Source organism: Streptomyces hydrogenans (assembly GCF_014656075.1).
GTDB lineage: Bacteria > Actinomycetota > Actinomycetes > Streptomycetales > Streptomycetaceae > Streptomyces > Streptomyces hydrogenans.
Map to the genome: position 1 here is coordinate 117,037 of NZ_BNBS01000008.1, position 18,076 is coordinate 135,112.

The 18,076-nt window shown below is 75.2% G+C and carries 13 protein-coding genes; 9 read left to right on the forward strand and 4 right to left on the reverse strand.

Annotated features, from left to right (window positions below; all coding sequences use genetic code 11):
* Positions 1–188 precede the first annotated feature (188 nt).
* From IE321_RS06240 to IE321_RS06270, 7 genes are all read left to right on the forward strand, one after another.
* The gene (locus tag IE321_RS06240) at positions 189–3,128 is read left to right on the forward strand and encodes a bifunctional acetate--CoA ligase family protein/GNAT family N-acetyltransferase (protein ID WP_190222059.1); all 2,940 of its coding nucleotides are present in this window, start codon (positions 189–191) and stop codon (positions 3,126–3,128) included.
* A 40-nt stretch (positions 3,129–3,168) separates the two neighbouring features.
* On the forward strand, positions 3,169–3,768 hold the full coding sequence (locus IE321_RS06245) for a DUF5998 family protein (protein WP_043227249.1): 600 nt from the start codon (positions 3,169–3,171) through the stop codon (positions 3,766–3,768).
* Entirely contained in the window at positions 3,768–4,973 is a 1,206-nt protein-coding gene (locus IE321_RS06250) for an alkaline phosphatase family protein (RefSeq protein WP_190222060.1), read from the forward strand. Before IE321_RS06245 ends, IE321_RS06250 begins: the two co-directional genes overlap by 1 nt.
* A 59-nt stretch (positions 4,974–5,032) precedes the next feature.
* Positions 5,033–5,683, forward strand: coding sequence for a thymidine kinase (locus IE321_RS06255; RefSeq protein WP_043227246.1), 651 nt, complete (start codon positions 5,033–5,035; stop codon positions 5,681–5,683).
* A 182-nt stretch (positions 5,684–5,865) separates the two neighbouring features.
* Positions 5,866–8,586 carry a YfhO family protein gene (locus IE321_RS06260; protein WP_190222061.1) on the forward strand — a complete coding sequence of 907 codons (2,721 nt, stop codon included), beginning with the start codon at positions 5,866–5,868 and terminating at the stop codon, positions 8,584–8,586.
* A 63-nt stretch (positions 8,587–8,649) separates the two neighbouring features.
* Positions 8,650–9,615 (forward strand): glycosyltransferase family 2 protein, encoded by a 966-nt coding sequence (locus IE321_RS06265; protein ID WP_190222062.1) that lies wholly within the window; start codon positions 8,650–8,652, stop codon positions 9,613–9,615.
* Between the two features lie 2 nt (positions 9,616–9,617).
* A complete protein-coding gene (locus IE321_RS06270; protein WP_190222063.1) occupies positions 9,618–10,967 on the forward strand; it encodes a polysialyltransferase family glycosyltransferase in 1,350 nt (449 codons plus the stop codon).
* 82 nt (positions 10,968–11,049) lie between these two features.
* Here IE321_RS06270 and IE321_RS06275 read toward each other — a convergent pair whose 3' ends face one another.
* Positions 11,050–11,823: a VOC family protein gene (locus IE321_RS06275; protein ID WP_051842466.1), complete on the reverse strand. Its 774-nt coding sequence runs from the start codon at positions 11,821–11,823 to the stop codon at positions 11,050–11,052.
* Positions 11,824–11,982: 159 nt separating this feature from the next.
* Between IE321_RS06275 and IE321_RS06280 the strand changes: the two genes are divergently transcribed.
* On the forward strand, positions 11,983–12,810 hold the full coding sequence (locus IE321_RS06280; protein ID WP_190222064.1) for a sulfurtransferase: 828 nt from the start codon (positions 11,983–11,985) through the stop codon (positions 12,808–12,810).
* A 57-nt stretch (positions 12,811–12,867) separates the two neighbouring features.
* Here IE321_RS06280 and sepH read toward each other — a convergent pair whose 3' ends face one another.
* A complete protein-coding gene (gene sepH / locus IE321_RS06285) occupies positions 12,868–13,920 on the reverse strand; it encodes a septation protein SepH (RefSeq protein WP_043227242.1) in 1,053 nt (350 codons plus the stop codon).
* Positions 13,921–14,330: 410 nt separating this feature from the next.
* Here sepH and IE321_RS06290 point away from each other — a divergent pair, with 410 nt between their 5' ends.
* Positions 14,331–15,311: a hypothetical protein gene (locus IE321_RS06290; RefSeq protein ID WP_226651408.1), complete on the forward strand. Its 981-nt coding sequence runs from the start codon at positions 14,331–14,333 to the stop codon at positions 15,309–15,311.
* A gap of 7 nt (positions 15,312–15,318) precedes the next feature.
* On the opposite strand, the gene IE321_RS06295 is transcribed toward IE321_RS06290, so the two are convergent.
* The gene (locus tag IE321_RS06295; protein WP_190222066.1) at positions 15,319–16,662 is read right to left on the reverse strand and encodes a D-arabinono-1,4-lactone oxidase; all 1,344 of its coding nucleotides are present in this window, start codon (positions 16,660–16,662) and stop codon (positions 15,319–15,321) included.
* A complete protein-coding gene (locus IE321_RS06300) occupies positions 16,598–17,863 on the reverse strand; it encodes an MFS transporter (RefSeq protein ID WP_190222067.1) in 1,266 nt (421 codons plus the stop codon). Before IE321_RS06300 ends, IE321_RS06295 begins: the two co-directional genes overlap by 65 nt.
* Positions 17,864–18,076 lie beyond the last annotated feature (213 nt).

An 18,076-nucleotide genomic window follows, 5' to 3' on the forward strand; every position in this document is an offset into this window, starting at 1 on the left:
CTTCAGCGGTTGTCTAGACCAGTCTCTCACGGTGTGCGGCGTGCTCCTGCCGACCTTCGTCCCGCATCCGTGCGACGTTCGGCCCTCCTTACCTTGCACGCGGCACGGAGGGCGCGCGAGCCGTGCGCCGCGGAGGAGTGGGCGCGCGAGCGGTGCCGCCGTCGCACCCCGGCCGTAGGCTTTGCCCCATGCGGAGCACGTCGGAGCAGGCGGACGGACCGGACGGACCGAGCGGCGAGGTGGGCGGGGGAGCGGGCGGGCGCCCGGCCCCGGAGGAGCACGCCTACCCCGACCACTGGGAGGCCGACGTCGTGCTCCGCGACGGCGGCACCGCGCGCATCCGGCCCATCACCGCCGACGACGCCGACCGGCTCGTCAGCTTCTACGAGCAGGTCTCGGACGAGTCGAAGTACTACCGCTTCTTCGCCCCCTACCCCCGGCTCTCCGCCAAGGACGTCCACCGCTTCACCCACCACGACTTCGTCGACCGGGTCGGCCTCGCCGCCACCGTCGGCGGCGAGTTCATCGCCACCGTCCGCTACGACCGGATCGACGACCGGGGCCGCCCCGCCTCGACCCCCGCCGACGAGGCCGAGGTCGCCTTCCTCGTCCAGGACGCCCACCAGGGCCGGGGCGTCGCCTCCGCCCTCCTCGAACACATCGCGGCCGTCGCCCGCGAGCGCGGCATCCGCCGCTTCGCCGCCGAGGTGCTCCCCGCCAACACCAAGATGATCAAGGTGTTCACGGACGCCGGCTACACCCAGAAGCGCAGCTTCGAGGACGGCTCCGTCCGCCTCCACCTCGACCTGGAGCCCACCGACCGCTCCCTCGCCGTCCAGCGCGCCCGCGAACAGCGCGCCGAGGCCCGCTCCGTCCAGCGACTCCTCGCCCCCGCCTCGGTCGCCGTCGTCGGCGCCGGACGCACCCCCGGCGGCGTCGGCAGGACCGTGCTCCGGAACCTGCTGGGCGCCGGCTTCACCGGCCGGGTGTACGCGGTCAACCCCGGACTCGGCCCCGGGGAGACCGAACTCGACGGCGTGCCCGCCTTCCCCTCCGTCGCGGCCGTCGGCGCCCCCGTCGACCTCGCGATCGTCGCCGTCCCCGCCGAGCGGGTCCCCGAGGTCGTCGCCGACTGCGGCGAGCACGGCGTACGGGGCCTGGTCGTCCTCTCCGCCGGCTACGCCGAGAGCGGCACCGAGGGCCGCGCACGGCAGCGAGCCCTGGTCCGCCAGGCCCGCTCCTACGGCATGCGGATCATCGGGCCCAACGCCTTCGGCATCATCGACACCGCCGCCGACGTCCGGCTCAACGCCTCCCTCGCCCCCGAGATGCCCGCCGCCGGCCGCATCGGCCTCTTCACCCAGTCGGCCGCCATCGGCGTCGCCCTCCTCGCCCGGCTGCACCGGCGCGGCGCCGGCCTCTCCTCCTTCATCTCCGCCGGCAACCGCGCGGACGTCTCCGGCAACGACGTCCTCCAGCACTGGTACGACGACCCGGCGACCGACGTCGTCCTCCTCTACCTGGAGTCGATCGGCAACCCCCGCAAGTTCACCCGGCTCGCCCGCCGGACCGCCGCCGTCAAGCCCGTCGTCGTCGTCAAGGGCGCCCGCCACAGCGGCAGCGCCCCGCCCGGCCACCGCGTCCCCGTCACCCGCGTCCCGCACGCCACCGTCGACGCGCTGCTCCGCCAGGCCGGCGTCATCCGCGTCGACACCGTCACCGAACTCGTCGACGCCGGCGTGCTGCTCGCCGGGCAGCCGCTCCCCGCGGGACCGCGCGTCGCGATCCTCGGCAACTCCGAGTCCCTCGGCCTCCTCACGTACGACGCCTGCCTCACCGAGGGGCTGCGCCCGCAGCGGCCCCTGGACCTGACGACCGCCGCCACCCCCGCCGACTTCCGGGACGCGCTCGCCGCCGCCCTCGCCGACGACACCTGCGACGCGGTCGTCGTCACCGCGATCCCCTGGGTCGGCATCGAGGGCACCACCGAGGTGCTGGCCGCCTCCCTCCGCGAGGCCGTCGCGGGCGGCGGAGCCGCCGGCGCCGCCAAGCCGGTCGTCGTCGTCCACGTCGAGATGGGCGGCCTCGCCGAGGCGCTGTCCGCCGCCACCAGCACCCGCCCCGCCCCCGCGCGCACCCGCCGCCCGACGGCCGCCGCACCCGCCCCCGTACCGCAGGAGGCACCGGAGGCGCAGGAGGCACCGGAGGCGCAGGAGGCGCCGGAGCCCCCGGACCCGGCCGCCCCCGCCCGGAACATCCCCGCCTACCCCGCCGCCGAGCGGGCCGTCCGGGCCCTCGCCGAGGCCGTGCGGTACGGGCAGTGGCGCCGACAGGCCGCCGACCCGGGACGGGTACCGGAGTACGACGCCATCGACCAGGCCGGCGCCGCCGCGCTCATCGACCGCGTGCTCGCCGAGCGGGGCGCCGGGCAGGAGTCCCGCGGCGTGACCCTCACCACCGACGAGACCGGCGAACTGCTCGGCCGCTACGGCATCGCCGTCCGCCCCGCCCTGCCCGCGCCCGGGCCCGACGAGGCCGTCGCGGCCGCCGCCCGGCTCGGCTACCCGGTCGCCCTCAAGACCACCGCCCCGCACCTGCGCCACCGCCCGGACCTCGGCGGCGTCCGGCTCGACCTGGCCACCGAGGAGCAGCTGCGCACCGCCTACGCCGAGCTGACCGAGGCCCTCGGCAAGCCCGAGGAGCTCCAGCCGGTCGTCCAGGCGATGGCGCCCCGGGGCGTCGACACCGTCGTGCGCGCCGCCATCGACCCCGCCGTCGGCGCCGTGCTCTCCTTCGGCCTCGCCGGCGCCGCCTCCGAGCTGCTCGGCGACACCGCCCACCGGCTGATCCCGGCCACCGACCGGGACGCCGCCGAACTGGTCCGCTCCATCCGCACCGCCCCGCTGCTCTTCGGCTGGCGCGGCTCGGCCCCCGTCGACACCCCGGCCCTGGAGGAGCTGCTGCTCCGCGTCTCCCGGCTGGTCGACGACCACCCGGAGATCGTCTCCGTCGCCCTCGAACCGGCCGTGGTCGCCCCGGGCGGCGTCTCCGTCCTCGGCGCCGCGGTCCGCCTCGCCCCGCCCCCGCCCACCACCGACCTCGGCCCCCGCCGCCTGCCCAGCTACTGAGGGGCCGGGGGGTGCCTCCCGGCCCCGTAGGATGGAGTCCATGGTGAAGAGCGGTACGACGACCCAGGGGCTGCGCGCGGCGATCGAGCGCAGCGGCTACTACCCGGCACTCGTGGCCGAGGCGGTGGAAGCCGCCGTCGGCGGCGAGGACGTCGCGTCGTACGTGGTCCACCAGGAGACCACCTTCGACGCCAACGAGGTCCGGCGCCACGTCACCGTCCTCGTCCTGACCCCCAGCCGCTTCATCGTCAGCCACACCGACGAGCAGGCGGCCGACAACAGCTCCCCGAGCCCCTACGCCACCACGTCCACCGAGTCCGTGAAGCTGGACCGGATCTCGTCGGTCGTGGTCAGCCGCGTCGTCGCCAACCCGGAGTCGTACACCCCGGGCACCGTGCCCCGCGAGGTCGTCCTCACCATCGGCTGGGGCGCCGTCTCCCGGATCGACCTGGAACCCGCCGCCTGCGGCGACCCGAACTGCGACGCCGACCACGGCTACACCGGCAACGCCACCGCCGACGACCTCAGCCTGCGGGTGAGCGAGGCCGGCGACGGCCCGGACACCGTCCGGCAGACCCTCACCTTCGCCCAGGCGCTCTCCGAGGCCACCGCCGACACCGCCCCGACGGCCGGCCGCTGATGGCCCAGCCGACCTCCGTCGCCCACGGCTGGCCGGACGACCCGGTGCCGCTCGCGCCCGAGACCGCGCCGGTGCCCGAGTACGGCTCCGGCTCCCTCGGCGACCTGCTGCCCACCCTCGTCGCCGGCCAGGGCGTGCCCGGCTTCGCCGCGCGGATCGCCGAGCTGACCCCGGCCGACCGCGCCTGCGTCTTCCTCGTCGACGGGCTCGGCTGGGAGCAGATCCTCGCCCACCCGGACGAGGCGCCCTACCTCACCTCGCTGCTCGGCACCTCGCGCGGCGGCACCGGCCGGCCGATCACCGCCGGCTTCCCCGCCACCACCGCGACCTCGCTGGCCTCCGTCGGCACCGGCCGCGCCCCCGGCGCCCACGGCCTCGGCGGCTACATGGTCCGCAACCCCGACACCGGCGAGCTGATGAACCAGCTCAAGTGGCGCCCCTGGACCCCGCCGAAGGTCTGGCAGCCGTACCCGACGGTCTTCCAGCAGGCCCACGAGGCCGGGATCCACACCGCGCAGGTGTCCTCCCCGATCTTCGAGCAGACCCCGCTCACCCAGATCGCGCTCAGCGGCGGCACCTTCCACGGGCGCCTCTCCGGCGAGGAGCGGATGGACCTGGCGGCGGAGCAGCTGGCCTGCGGCGACCGCTCGCTGGTCTACACGTACTACAGCGAACTCGACGGCGCCGGGCACCGCTTCGGCCTCGACTCCGACGCCTGGCGCGGCCAGCTGATGCTGGTCGACCGGCTGGTGCGGCGGCTCGCGGAGCAGCTGCCCGCCCGCTCGGCGCTCTACGTCACCGCCGACCACGGCATGGTCGACGTGCCCTTCGACGAGGAGCACCGGATCGACGTCGACGAGGACTGGGAGCTGCGCGCCGGCGTCGCCCTGCTCGGCGGCGAGGGCCGCGCCCGGCACGTCTACGCCGTCCCCGGCGCCGAGGCCGACGTCCTCACCTGCTGGCGCGAGGTCCTCGGCGAGCAGTTCTGGGTGGCGGGCCGCGACGAGGCCATCGCCCTCGGCTGGTTCGGCGACACGGTCGACGAGCGGGTGTACGGCCGGATCGGCGACGTCGTCGCCGCCGCCCACGAGGACGTCGCCCTCGTCGCCTCGGTCGGCGAGCCGCTGGAGACCCGGATGGCCGGCATGCACGGCTCGATGACCCCCGCCGAGCAGCTCGTGCCCCTCCTCGAAGTCCGCACCTGACGCGTCCCCGCGCCCGCGTCCCGTCCCGCAACCCCGACCCGAAAGGTCTCCGACCCGTCATGCCCGAGCTGGTGTTCTTCTCCGGAACGATGGACTGCGGAAAGAGCACACTGGCTCTCCAGATCGCGCACAACCGCGACGCGCGCGGCCTCCAGGGCGTGATCTTCACCCGGGACGACCGGGCGGGCACCGGGAAGCTGTCCTCCCGGCTCGGTCTGGTGACCGAGGCCGTCGAGGCGCCGGAGGGCATGGACCTCTACGCGTACCTCGTCGACCAGCTCTCCCAGGGCGGCAAGGCCGACTACGTGATCGTCGACGAGGCGCAGTTCCTCGCCCCGGTCCAGATCGACCAGCTCGCCAGGATCGTCGACGACCTCGGGCTCGACGTCTACGCCTTCGGCATCACGACCGATTTCCGCACCAAGCTCTTCCCCGGCTCGCAGCGGCTGATCGAGCTCGCCGACCGGATCGAGCAGCTCCAGGTGGAGGCGCTCTGCTGGTGCGGCGCCCGTGCCACCCACAACGCCCGCACCGTCGGCGGCCACATGGTCGTCGAGGGCGAGCAGGTCGTCGTCGGCGACGTGAACACCGCCGCGGAGATCGTCGGGTACGAGGTCCTGTGCCGCCGCCACCACCGCCGGCGGATGACGAGCGCGAGCTCCCGCGCCGCGTCCCTCTCCCCGGACGTGCTGCCGGTCACCCCGGCCTGATCGCGCCGAACCCCCGGGAGACCTCCCCGAACGGCGGAGCCGACACCGGGTGTTCACCCGGAGGGTGCCGGGAGATCGCCCGGTGATCCACTTCGGGTCGCCCGAACCAGGAGTAATGGGTTCGTCCCGCCGCGCGTTCGCCGCGGGTGACCGACGCGAGCCCCGTGCTCCCTGGAGGACCCGTGCCACCCGCCGCCACACCCGTGCCCACTCCCGACCGGGAGGGGGCACGGGGCGGCCCCCGCCGTGCCCGGGACCCGCGCCTGCTCGCCCCCGCCGTCGCCGGACCGCTCACCGCCGCCGTCTTCGTCCTGGCCACCGCGCTCGCCCGCAGCCACCCGCTCGGCCCGTACACCCGGAACGTCGTCGACCTGGGCCAGCAGTACCTGCCGTACCACGCCTACTGGCGCGCCTTCCTGCTCGGCGACACCCACGGCGACGCCTTCCTCAACTGGAACTCCGGCTTCGGCGCGGGCTTCCTCGGCGACATCGGCACCTACCTGAGCAGCCCCTTCTCGCTCCTCGTCGTGCTCTTCCCGGCCGACCGGCCGGAACTCGCGCTGTACGCCATCACCGTGCTCAAGATCGCCGCGGCGGGGGCCGCGATGGCCGCCCTGCTGATCCGGCTCCGCCCGGCCGACCGGACCGGGCCCTGGCCGCTCGCCGCCCTCCTCGGCGCCGCCTACGCGCTCTCCGGATGGACCTTCAACCACGGCGCCTCCGTGCCCATGTGGCTCGACGGGCTGATCGCCTTCCCGCTGCTCTGCCTGGTCGCGGAGTGGGCCCGCGCCGGCCGCCGGCCGGTGCTCGGGCCGCTGGTCGTCGCCCTCGCCTGGACCGCCAACTTCTACACCGCCTACATGGCCACCCTCGGCGCGGCCCTCTTCCTCGCGGTCCGCCTGTTCACCACCGGCCCGGGGGGAAGCGCCGAGGCGGATCCGGGAACCACCGCCGGGGCCGGGAGCGCCGCCGGTGCCGGGACCCCCGCGGCCGGGAGCGCCGCCGTCCCGAAGGCCACCGCCCGGTGGCGCCTCGCCGTCCTCCTGCGGGCCGGGTGGACCGTGGGCCTGGGCGTCGGGCTGGCCGCCCCGCTCGTCCTCGTCGTCTTCAGCGGGACGAAGTACGCCGACCCGACCCCCGAGACGGTCTTCGCGCCCGCCTCCTGGGCCGAGCTGTTCGGCCGCTTCCTGCCGGCCACCGCCAACGTAGACACGCCGGCCCTCTCCACCGGCACGCCCGCCCTCCTCCTCGCCCTCACCCTGCCGTTCAACCGGGCCGTCGCCCCGCGTGTCCGGCTCGCCTGGACGGCGCTGACCGTCCTGGTGACGCTCTCCCTCCAGTGGGGCCCCACCCACCTGCTCTGGCACGCCGGCGCCTCGCCGAACGGCAACCCGTACCGCCAGACCTTCGTCCTGAGCGGCCTGCTGCTGATCGCCGCCTGGCTCTCCGCCGCCCCCGGCGTGCCCCGCCCGGCCGCGCTGCTCGGCGCCACCGCGCTCCTCGGGGCGCTCGCCCTCGCCGCCCGGACCAGCGCCGACATCGACGCCTGGAGCTACCCGGCCGCGGCCGCCGCCCTGCTGCTCGCCCTCGCCGCCCTGCTCGCCGCCGCCCTCGCCGACCGGGCCGACGCCTCCCGGCTGCTGCCCGTCGCCGTCGCCGTGGCGCTGCTCCTCGCCCAGGCGGGCGAGGCGGACGTCAGCGGGATGCGCACCGAACGGCAGCAGCGCGCCGACGTCGCCTGGGCGCCCCGGATCGGGCCCTGGCAGCGGGCGGTGGCCGCCGAGGTCGCCCGCGCCGACGCCTGGCCCGCGTACCGCACCGACCCCGGCCCGCTGCCCGGCGGCAACGAACCCCTGCTGCTCGGCGGCGAGGGCGCCGACGCCTACTCCAGCCTCACCACCGAGAACACCTCCCGGACCCTGGACTCCCTCGGCTTCGGCCACTACGCCAAGGGGAGGCACCCCGAGACCCTCGACAACCCCGTCGCCGACGCGATCTTCTCCGTCGGCGCCCGGATCCGCTCCGAGCCCACCGAGCCGGTCCGCCAGGACGCCGCCCCCCGCGGCACCGCGACGGCCACCACCACGCCCGTACCGCCGCTCGTCACCGTCCACCCGGCCGGGAACGCGACCGTGGACCCCGAGGGCTCCGCCTTCCGCAACCAGGAACTCCTCCTGGGCTCCTCCGTCTACGCGCTGCCCGCCGTCCGCCGCACGGGCACCACCCTGACCGCCCGCTGCCCGGCCGGCACCGAGGTCTGGTTCTGGGCGCCCGACTACCACGGCACCGCCGCCCTCGCCGGTGGCGCCCCCAACGAGATCGAGGGCCGCCCGCCCGCCGTCCGGGCCCCGCTGCGCGCCCTCGGCACCGTCCCGGCCGGCGGCGAGGTCCGCGTCCGGCTGGCCCCCGAGCGGGCGCCCGCGCTGCCCCGCCAGTCCGGCGGCTGGCTCGACCGCGCCCGGCTCGTCGCCGTCGTCGCCCGGCTCACGGCCACCGGCGCCACCGAGGTCACCACCACCGGCCACGGCCTCACCGCCGAACTGCCCCCGGGCAGCACCGGCGTCGCCGTCGTCGCCGTGCCCCGCGCCACCGGCTGGCGGTGCGCGGCCGGCGACGCCGCACCCGTCTCCGCCCGCTCCCACCGGGGCCTGCTCGCCGTCCCCCTCGACGGCCGCGCGACCCGTGTGAGCTGCGCCTTCCGGCCCCCCGGCGTCCGTCTCGGCGCCGCCGCCGGGGCCGTCGGGCTGCTCGCCCCGCCCGCCACCGCGCTCCTCGCCCGGCACCGCGCGCGGCGGGCCGGGGCCGGTTCGCACCCGGGTCGGCAAGAGTTCACCGGCCGTCCACACGAGGCTCGTTCGAGCGGTCGGAACGCCGATTACGCTCCCCGCCGTACCGGCGCCTGACAGCCGGAAGACACCCCCGATTCCATCCGTGTCCGCCTCCGATCCAGTGTGGGGATTCTCCGCGTGCCCAAACTCTCCGTCGTCGTCCCCTTCCACAACGTCGGGCCGTACGCCCCCGACACCGTGCGCAGCCTCGCCCTCAACGCGGACCCGGACTTCGAGTTCCTCCTGGTCGACGACTGCTCCACCGACGAGACCCCGGACGTCCTCGACCGCTGGAAGGACCGGATCCCGAACGCCCGGGTCATCCGCCACGAGACCAACCTCGGCGTCGCCCAGGCCCGCAACACCGGCATCGACGCCTCCACCGGCGACTACGTCACCTTCCTCGACGGCGACGACTGGTACGCCCCCGGCCACCTGCGCGCCGCCGTCGACGGCACCGAACGGCTCGGCTGCGACTTCGCCCGCACCGACCACGTCCTCGCGGAGGGACGCAAGCGGAACATCAAGTACGCCCCCGCCAAGGTCCGCGACGCCGTCATGGACCCCCGCGACGGCATCGCCCCGGCCAGCATGATCACGATGGTCGACTACCCCTTCGTGCCCTTCGGCGTCTACGGCCGCACCCTCTTCGAGGACGGCGCCTCCCGCTTCGAGACCACGCTGCGCACCGCCGAGGACCGGCTCTGGGTCTGGCGCCTCCACCTCAAGGCCCGCACCTACGCCGCCCTCTCCCTGCACGGCGTCTTCTACCGGCGCGGCGTCACCACCTCGCTCACCCAGATCAGCGACAACCGCCAGCTGGACTTCATCCCCTCGTACGACCTCCTCCTGTCGGAGGTCTCCCGGGACCGCGACGCCGACCGCTTCCTGCCCAAGGCCGTCCGCACCTACTGCGCCATGATCGCCTTCCACGTGAACAAGGCCGGGAAGTACGAGCCCGAGGTCGCCGAACGGCTGCGCGCCGACGTCGCCGACGCCCTGCGCCGCATGCCCCAGGACGTCCTCGAAGACACCCTCGCCACCATGGACACCCCGCGCGCCACCCTCCTGCGGAGCCTGCGCGAGACCGGAAGGACCCTCTGACCATGACCACCGACACGGCCACCGGCCCGCGCCCGGTCCAGATCTTCCAGGTCTCCACCCTCTACGGCGCCGCGACCGTCGCCGCCGCGATCGACGCCGGACTGTACGGCGCCCCCGGCGACGCCCGCCGCCTGCTGCTGCTCTCGCACAACGCCGAGATCCCGGAGACCGCGCTCCGCCTGGAGACGATGACCGGCTACGCCCGGATCGCCGCCCGCTTCGACGGCGTCCTCGACTGGAACGAGACGATCCACCCGTACCATCCCGCCGCCTGGGCCCCCCGCCCCGAGGAGGCCCCCCTCTGGCAGCGCGTGCTGCGCACCGCCTGGGACCTCGGCACCGCCCGCGTCGTCCTGGTCGTGGAGTCCATCCAGGTCAACCCGGCGAAGGCGCTCGGCGCCTGCTTCCCGGAGAGCTCCGTCGAGGTGTACGCCGACGGACTGATGAGCTACGGCCCCACCCGCACCGACGTCGCCCAGTCCCTGGCCTGCCGGATCCGCCGGCTCCTCCACCTCGACCTGGTGCCCGGCCTGACCCCGATGCTCCTCACCGAGTACGGCACCCCGTCCGAGCTGGTCCCCGACGCCGCCTTCCGGGCCGTCCTCGCCGAGATCTCCGCCGAGGCCGGCGAGGACCCGGCGCTCGCCGAGGCCGTCGCCGCCCGGCCCGGCGCGCTGCTCCTCGGCCAGTACCTCGCCGCGCTCGGCCTCCTCACCGTCGAGGAGGAGGAGGACCTGCACGTGCGGATGCTCCGGGGCGCCGCCGCCCTCGGCCACCGCAGCATCGTCTTCAAGCCCCACCCCACCGCCCCCGCCGGCTACTCGACCGCCCTGCGGCAGGCCGCCAAGGAGACCGGGATCCGGCTCACCGTCCTCGACGTGCCGCTGCTCGCCGAGACCTTCTACGAGCGCTGCCCGCTGCGGCTCGTCGTCGGCTGCTTCTCCACCGCGATGCTCACTGCCGCCGTCTACTACGGGATCCCCGTCGCCCGCGTCGGCACCGGGGAGCTCCTGGAGCGGCTGACCCCCTTCGAGAACAGCAACCGGATCCCGCTCACCGTGGTCGACCACCTCGTCCCCGCCCTGGAGGACGGCGGCACGCCGGCCGTGCCCGGACCCGCCCCGGACTCGCTCGCCCCGCTGGTCAGGGCGGTGAGCTACTGCATGCGGCACAAGAGCCACCCCGGGATGCGGGCCGAGACGGAGCTGTACCTGGCGGCGCACCACGCCGACCCGGCGGTCGCCCACCACTTCGGCACCGTCCGGCTCACCCAGCTCGGCCTGCCGGGCGGCGAGCCCGCCCCGGCCGGCCCGTCCCGACTCCGCCGGAGCCTCGCCCGCGCCCGCCGCTGACGCCCCGGACCCGTCGGCGGGCGGTCGCGCTGTCGTCCGACGGCCGGGGCGCCGTCACGAGGTCGCGCGGCCCTCGGCGCCGTCAACGGTCGCGGGACCTCACGAGGGTGAACACCGCGCCCTCCGGGTCCGCGACCAGGGCGAGCCGCCCGGCCGTGCCGTCCCGGGGCGGCCGCAGCACCTTGCCGCCCAGCTCCGCGACCAGCCGGGCCGCCGCGTCCGTGTCGTCGACCTCGAAGTACGTCATCCAGTGCGGGCCCCGGTCCCGGGGCAGCGCCTCGCCCACCCCGTGCAGCGAGGCGACCGGGCGCCCGTCCACGTGCAGGGTGGCGTAGTCGAAGTCGGCCGACACCACCGGCTCGACCTCGTACCCGAAGACCGACCGGTAGAACTTGCCGACCGTGGCCGTCTCGTAGGTGAGCAGCTCGTTCCACACCGGCGTCCCGGCCGGCCCGGCGAGCGCGGTGCCGTGGTGGGCCTCCGCCTCCCAGACCCCGAAGACCGCCCCGGCGGGGTCGGCGCAGATGACCAGCCGGCCCGCCTCGCCCGCGTCCAGCGGACCGACCGCGACCGTTCCGCCGCAGCAGCGGATGGTCTCGGCGGTCTCGTCGGCGTCCCGGGTGGCGAGATAGGTGGTCCAGGCGGTGGTCAGGTGCCGGTCGGGCGGCAGCTGTCCGATGCCGGCCACCTCGCGGCCGCCCAGCAGGGCCCGCACGTAGGGGCCGAGCTGCAGCGGGCCGGGAACGAACTGCCAGTCGAAGAGCGCCTGGTAGAACTCCTGCGTCGCGTCGATCCCGTGCACCATCAGACTCACCCAGCAGGGTGTTCCCGGGCTGCGTCGAGCCGCCTCGGTCATCGTCACTCGCTCCTCGGACCTGGTCGTGGCCGTGCCCCGCCGCCGATGGCTTCGCCGGGCCGCTCACGGCGCGCCCCGGTCGCACCCTGCCTGGCGCGATCCTTCGGGAGGACGCCGGGTCCGTCCCCGGCGCGCGCGTGGCTGCGCGAGGATGGCCCCATGAAGCCCATCATCTCCGCAAGCGCACTCGCGAGCGAGTCGGCGGGAGCCCGGCCGCCGGTCCTCCTGGACGTCCGCTGGACCCTCGGGGGCCCGCCCGGACGCCCCGCGTACGAGGCCGGGCACCTGCCCGGCGCGGTCTACGTGGACCTCGACGCCGAACTGGCCGGACCGCCCGGGGAGGGCGGCCGGCACCCGCTGCCGGACCCGGACGCCTTCGGGGCGGTCATGCGCCGGGCGGGGGTCCGCTCCGACCGCCCGGTGGTGGTCTACGACGGCGGGCTCGGCTGGGGCGCGGCCCGTGCCTGGTGGCTGTTGCGCTGGACGGGCCACCCGGACGTGCGGGTGCTCGACGGGGGCCTGGCGGCCTGGCCGGGGGAGCTGTCGACGGCGGTCCCGGAGCCCGAGCCGGGCGATTTCACGCCGAAGCCGGGCGGGCTGCGGCTGCTCGACGCGGACGAGGCGGCGGCGCTCGCCCGTTCGGGGCTGCTCCTGGACGCCCGGGCCGCCGAGCGGTACCGCGGCGACGTGGAGCCCATCGACCGGGTCGGCGGGCACATCCCGGGCGCCCACTCGGCCCCGACGACGGAGAACGTGGCCGGCGACGGCCTCTTCCTCGCCGCGGACGCGCTCCGCGAGCGGTTCGCGGCGCTGGGCGCGGCCGAGGCCGCGGAGGTCGGCGTCTACTGCGGCTCGGGCGTCTCCGGCGCCCACGAGGTGCTGGCCCTGGAGCTGGCCGGCATCCCGGCGGCGCTCTACGCCGGCTCCTGGTCGGAGTGGTCCTCGGACCCGTCCCGCCCGGTCGCGACCGGCCCGGATCCGCGGTAGGACGCGGAAGGGGCCCGCGCCGGTCGTCCGGCGCGGGCCCCTTCCGTCGTACGGGGACTACTCCTGCTTCTTGCGCCGCGTCCCGAAGACGATCTCGTCCCAGCTGGGGACCGCCGCGCGGCGGCCCGGGCGGACGCCGTCGGCCTCCGCCTGCCGGTCGGTGGCGCCGTGCAGCCGGTCGCGGTGGCCGGAGACGGAGCGGGGCATGAGGACGTCGGCGTAGGCCGCGCCGGCCCCGGCGGAGGCGGCGGGAGCCGGCGGCTCCTCCGCCTCGACCTCGTCGGACGGTTCGGCGCCGGGCTGCTCCGGCACCACCAGGTCGCCGCGGAAGCTCGGCACCGCCTCCAGGAGGCTGGTGAGCGAGTCCCGCTCCTCCTCCGGCTCCGCCGCCGAGGCCGTCAGCGGGGCCCGGTCGAGCTGCCGGTCCAGGGCGCGGTCCAGCGGGCGGTCCAGGGTGCGGTCGAGCGGCCGGTCCCGGGGGAGCCGGGCGATGCGCGGCACGAAGGGGAAGCTCGGCTCCGGCGCGGCGGCCAGGGTGTCGTCGGTCTCGCCGATCAGCGCCCGCGCCTCGTCGTCCACGGCCTGGACGAGGCGGCGCGGCGGGTCGTAGGTCCAGCTGGCGGTGTGCACCTCGCCGGCGACCCGGTAGACGAGCAGCACCTCCCAGGTGCCGTCGTCGCGCCGCCAGGAGTCCCACTGCACGGTGTCCTTGTCGGCGCCGCGCAGGGACAGCCGCTCCTGCACCGCCTCGCCGAGCTGGGGTCCGCTGTTCTCGCCGGGCCGGCGCACCGGGGTCTTGCGGGCGCGCTCGGCCATGAAGGCGCGCTCGGCGAGCACGGGGCCCTCGAAGCGGCGGACGCGGTCGACGGGGATGCCGGCGAGCTGGGCGACCTCCTCCGCGGAGGCACCGGCTCGTATCCGCGCCTGGATGTCCCGGGGGCGGAGGTGGCTCTCGACCTCGATCTCGATCTGGCCGAGGCGCGCGCGGTCGTTGCGCACGGCGGCCCGCAGCCGCTCGTCGATCGGAAGTGTGTACTCCGTGCTGTCGGCAGCCTTGAGCACCAGTCGTGTGCCGTCGTTGGAGACGGCCACGACACGCAGTTCGGGCATGGGGACCTCCCGGGTGGTGCCTGCCGACGTCACGTGCGTCGCTGCTTCCGCTAGTCGAGTGTGGCCTGCCCGGGTGCAGCCTGCCACTACCTTGCCGAGTTGCCCGGCGTGTCGGGCGTGGACCCCGGTCCGCCGTTATGGCACGGTTACCTGTTCACTACCCATAGTGACTGGGTGTCACACTGTGTAGCGGTTCCGTTCCCGGGCGCCCCGAAGGCGTCCGGGCCCAGGGTTCGTCAATGTACTCCATTCGGGCCACTCGGGTGGACCGGCACGCCGCCCAACTTCTCGGGGTGGGCGGGAGTTGGGCCCCCGCCCTCAATCCTCCGGCGTGGCACTCTTCACAGAACCCCCTGAACCGGAACTATTCGCTTCGCTCATATGTCCCTTCTGGGTGCACGGTGGAACAGATGAGCAAGCAGAGGGTGGAGATGCGTCACAGGCAGCCGACCGACACGGACGAGCCGGAGATACGGCCGCCGGACCCCGGGAACGCGACCGCGGAGCCGGGGTCCGGGACGAAGCGGAAGATCGACCTGAGCGTGCCCCAGGTCGCCGGCAGCGCCCTCGCCGCCGTGATCGCCGCCAAACTCGCCTCCACCATGGGCGTCTACGGGACGATCCTGGGGGCCGGTGTGATCAGCGTCGTCGCGACCTGCGGCGGCCCGCTCTTCCAGCAGCTCTTCAAACACACCGGCGAGCAGGTGCGGGACGCGACCGTCGCCGCCAGGCCGAGGGCGCGTCAGCTCCCCGCACAGCCCCCGGCGGGCGACCGCCACACGCTGATGCTCGGCACCGTCCCCGAGGCCGCCGGGCCGTTCCCGTACGACGAGGAGTTCGGCGACGCCACCACCCACGGCACCCGGCTGCGCGGCTGGCGGCGCCCGGTGCTCGCCGCCGCGCTCGTCTTCGGCGTCACCATGGGCGGCATCACCACCTACGAGCTGGTCTCCGGCGAGGACTTCAGCGGCACCAAGGGCACCACCACCTTCGGCTCCGTGGTCCGCGGCGGCGGCGACACCGGCCGGCAGGACGCCCCCGGGCAGCAGGAGGAGGACCGGGAGTCGCGGAGCCCCGCGCCGACCGACGGCACCGGCCCGGACGAGACCGGGAAGACCGGACAGGACACCGGCACGGACGCCGGCACCCCGTCCCCCGGCGCCACCCCCGGCTCCGGGACCACGGCGCCGTCCGGCGGCGCCACGACCGCTCCGACCCCTGACCCGACCGGCTCCGCCGACGGCGGCACGGACCCCACGGGAGAGCCCACGGCGCCCCCGACGGAGCCGACGGCCCCCGAGACGCCGTCCGCCCCGGCCGAGACGCCCGGCACGGGCCCCGCCCTCGGCGACGCCCCCGCGGCCACCCCGTCCGACGGCACCGCCCGGTGAGCCCCCGTCAGTCGCCCAGGACCCGGCGCAGGTAGTCGTTGGCGAAGAGCCGGTCCGGGTCCAGCCGGTCGCGCAGGGCCGTGAACTCGGCGAAGCGCGGGTACGCCTCCGCCAGGTAGGCGGCGTCCCGGGTGTGGACCTTGCCCCAGTGCGGCCGGCCCCCGTGGGCGGTCATGATGCGCTCCACCGCGGTGAAGTACCCGCGGTGGGGCGTTCCCCTGTAGAGGTGCACCGCGATGTAGGCCGTCTCCCGGCCGGAGGCCGTGGACAGCGCGATGTCGTCGGCGGGCGCGGTGCGCACCTCCACCGGGAAGCTCACCTTCAGCGGCGAACCCTCCACCATCGCCTTCAGCTCGCGCAGCGCCGCCGTCGCCGCCTCCCGCGGCAGCGCGTACTCCATCTCCAGGAAGCGGACCCGGCGCGGCGAGGTGAAGACCTTGTACGGGATGTCGGTGTACGTGCGGGCGGAGAGCGCGCGGCTGGAGATCCGGGCGATCGCCGGGATGGCCGGCGGCACCGCGCGGCCGAGCGAGCAGGCCGCCTGGAACACCCCGTTGGAGAGGAACTCGTCCTCGAACCAGCCGCCCAGGCGCGGCAGCGGGGCGGCCGGGCCGGCGCTGCGGTTGTTGCGCTTGGTGTTGCAGTTGTCCGTGTGTGGGAACCAGTAGAACTCGAAGTGCTCGTTCTCCGCGTGCAGCTGGTCGAACTCGGCGATCACCCGGTCGAAGCGCATCGGCTCCTCCCGCGCGGTGAGCAGGAAGACCGGCTCCACCGCGAAGGTGATCGCGGAGACCACGCCGAGCGCGCCCAGGCCGATCCGGGCCGCCGCGAAGACCTCCGGATTCTCCTTCTCCGAGCAGGTCATGACCGTCCCGTCGGCGGTGACCAGCTCCAGGGCGCGGATCTGCGCCGCTATGGAGGCGGAGTCGCGTCCGGTGCCGTGGGTGCCGGTCGAGGTGGCCCCGGCGACCGTCTGCTCCATGATGTCGCCCATGTTCGTGAGCGACAGGCCCTCCCGGGCCAGCGCCACGTTGAGCCGCTTCAGCGGGGTGCCCGACTCCACGGTCACCGTCATCGCCTCGCGGTCGATCCGCCGGATCCCGGTGAGCAGGTCCGGGCGGATCAGCACGCCGTCGGTGGCCGCGATCGAGGTGAAGGAGTGGCCGGTGCCCACCGTCTTCACCCGCAGCCCGTCCCGGGTGGCACGGCGGAGCTCGGCGGCCAGCTCCTCAGCTGAGGCCGGACTCACCTCCCGGACCGGGCGGGAGGTGACGTTTCCCGCCCAGTTACGCCACGGGCTGCCCGTCCCGGCGCTCCCCGGCCCCGTCGGTCCCGCTGTCCTCGTGCTCATCTCGCCCCTCCCGGTTCGGCACCGGCCTGCGCAGCCGGCGGTGGCCGAGGAGGGCCACCACGACCGCGAGCGCGCCCGAGACGACGGGCACCACGTACGCCGCCTCCGCCCCCGAGGCGTCGACCACCCAGCCGGCGGCCGAGGAACCGAGCGCCACGCCGATCGCGAGGCCGGTGCCCGTCCAGGTCATGCCCTCGGTCAGCTGGGTGTGCGGTACGTGCTTCTCGACGAGGGCCATCGTGGTCACCATCGTCGGCGCGATGGAGAGGCCCGCGACAAAGAGCGCCACGGCCAGCAACGGCAGGTTCCCGGCCAGTAGGAGGGGGATCATACTCACGGCCATCGCACAGACGCCCAGCAGCCACCGGCGGGACGGCTCGCCCTTGAGGTGCAGCAGGCCGAAGACCGCGCCGGCCAGGCAGGAGCCCAGCGCGTAGACGGCCAGGACCAGGCTGGCGGCGGCCTTCTGGCCCCGCTCCTCGGCGAAGGCCACGGTCACCACGTCCACCGAGCCGAAGATCGCGCCGGTCGCCACGAAGGCCAGGGCGAGGACCTGGAGGCCGGGGGAGCGGAGCGCCGAACCGGCCTTGACGGCGGGCTGCGGGTGCGGCTCCGGCTCGGTGTCGCGCTGGGCGGTCAGCCAGAAGACGCCGATCGCGAGGAAGACGCCGGCCAGCAGCGGACCGGCCTCAGGGAACCAGGTGGTCGACAGGCCGATCGAGATGATCGGGCCGAAGATGAAGCACACCTCGTCGACGATCGACTCCCACGAGTACGCGGTGTGCAGCGAGCGGGCGTCGCCCCGGTAGATGTCCGCCCAGCGGGCCCGGGTCATCGCCCCGACGCTCGGCACGACGCCGATCACGGCCGTGAACGCGAAGAGCGTCCAGTCCGGCGCCCCCTGCTGCACGCAGAGCAGCAGCCCGGCCGCGGCGACCATGGAGATCAGGGTGACCGGGCGGAGCACCCGGCGCTGGCCGTACCGGTCGACCATCCGGGAGACCTGCGGACCGAGCACGGCGGCGGACATCGCGAGCGTCGCGGAGAGGGCGCCGGCGAGCCCGTACCGGCCGGTGACCTGGGAGATCATCGTGACGATGCCGATGCCCATCATGGACAGGGGCATCCGGCCCAGGAAACCTGCGACGGAGAACGAGGCGGTACCGGGCGCCGAGAAGATCGCGCGGTAGGGACTGGGCAAGGGGTTCTCCGGCTCTGCGACGCGGGTGCCGGCCGCCCGCGGCGGTCAACACGTGTAATTAACAGCTAAAGCCTAAGGGTTCGAAGCCATCCGGTCACCCCCGAATTCCGGACGGGCCGCGCCCCGGCCGGCCGGCGCCGAATGGCAGGATCGGTGCCATGTCCGATCAGCACGATCCCGCCCCGTACGACGCCCTGCTGCTGCTCTCCTTCG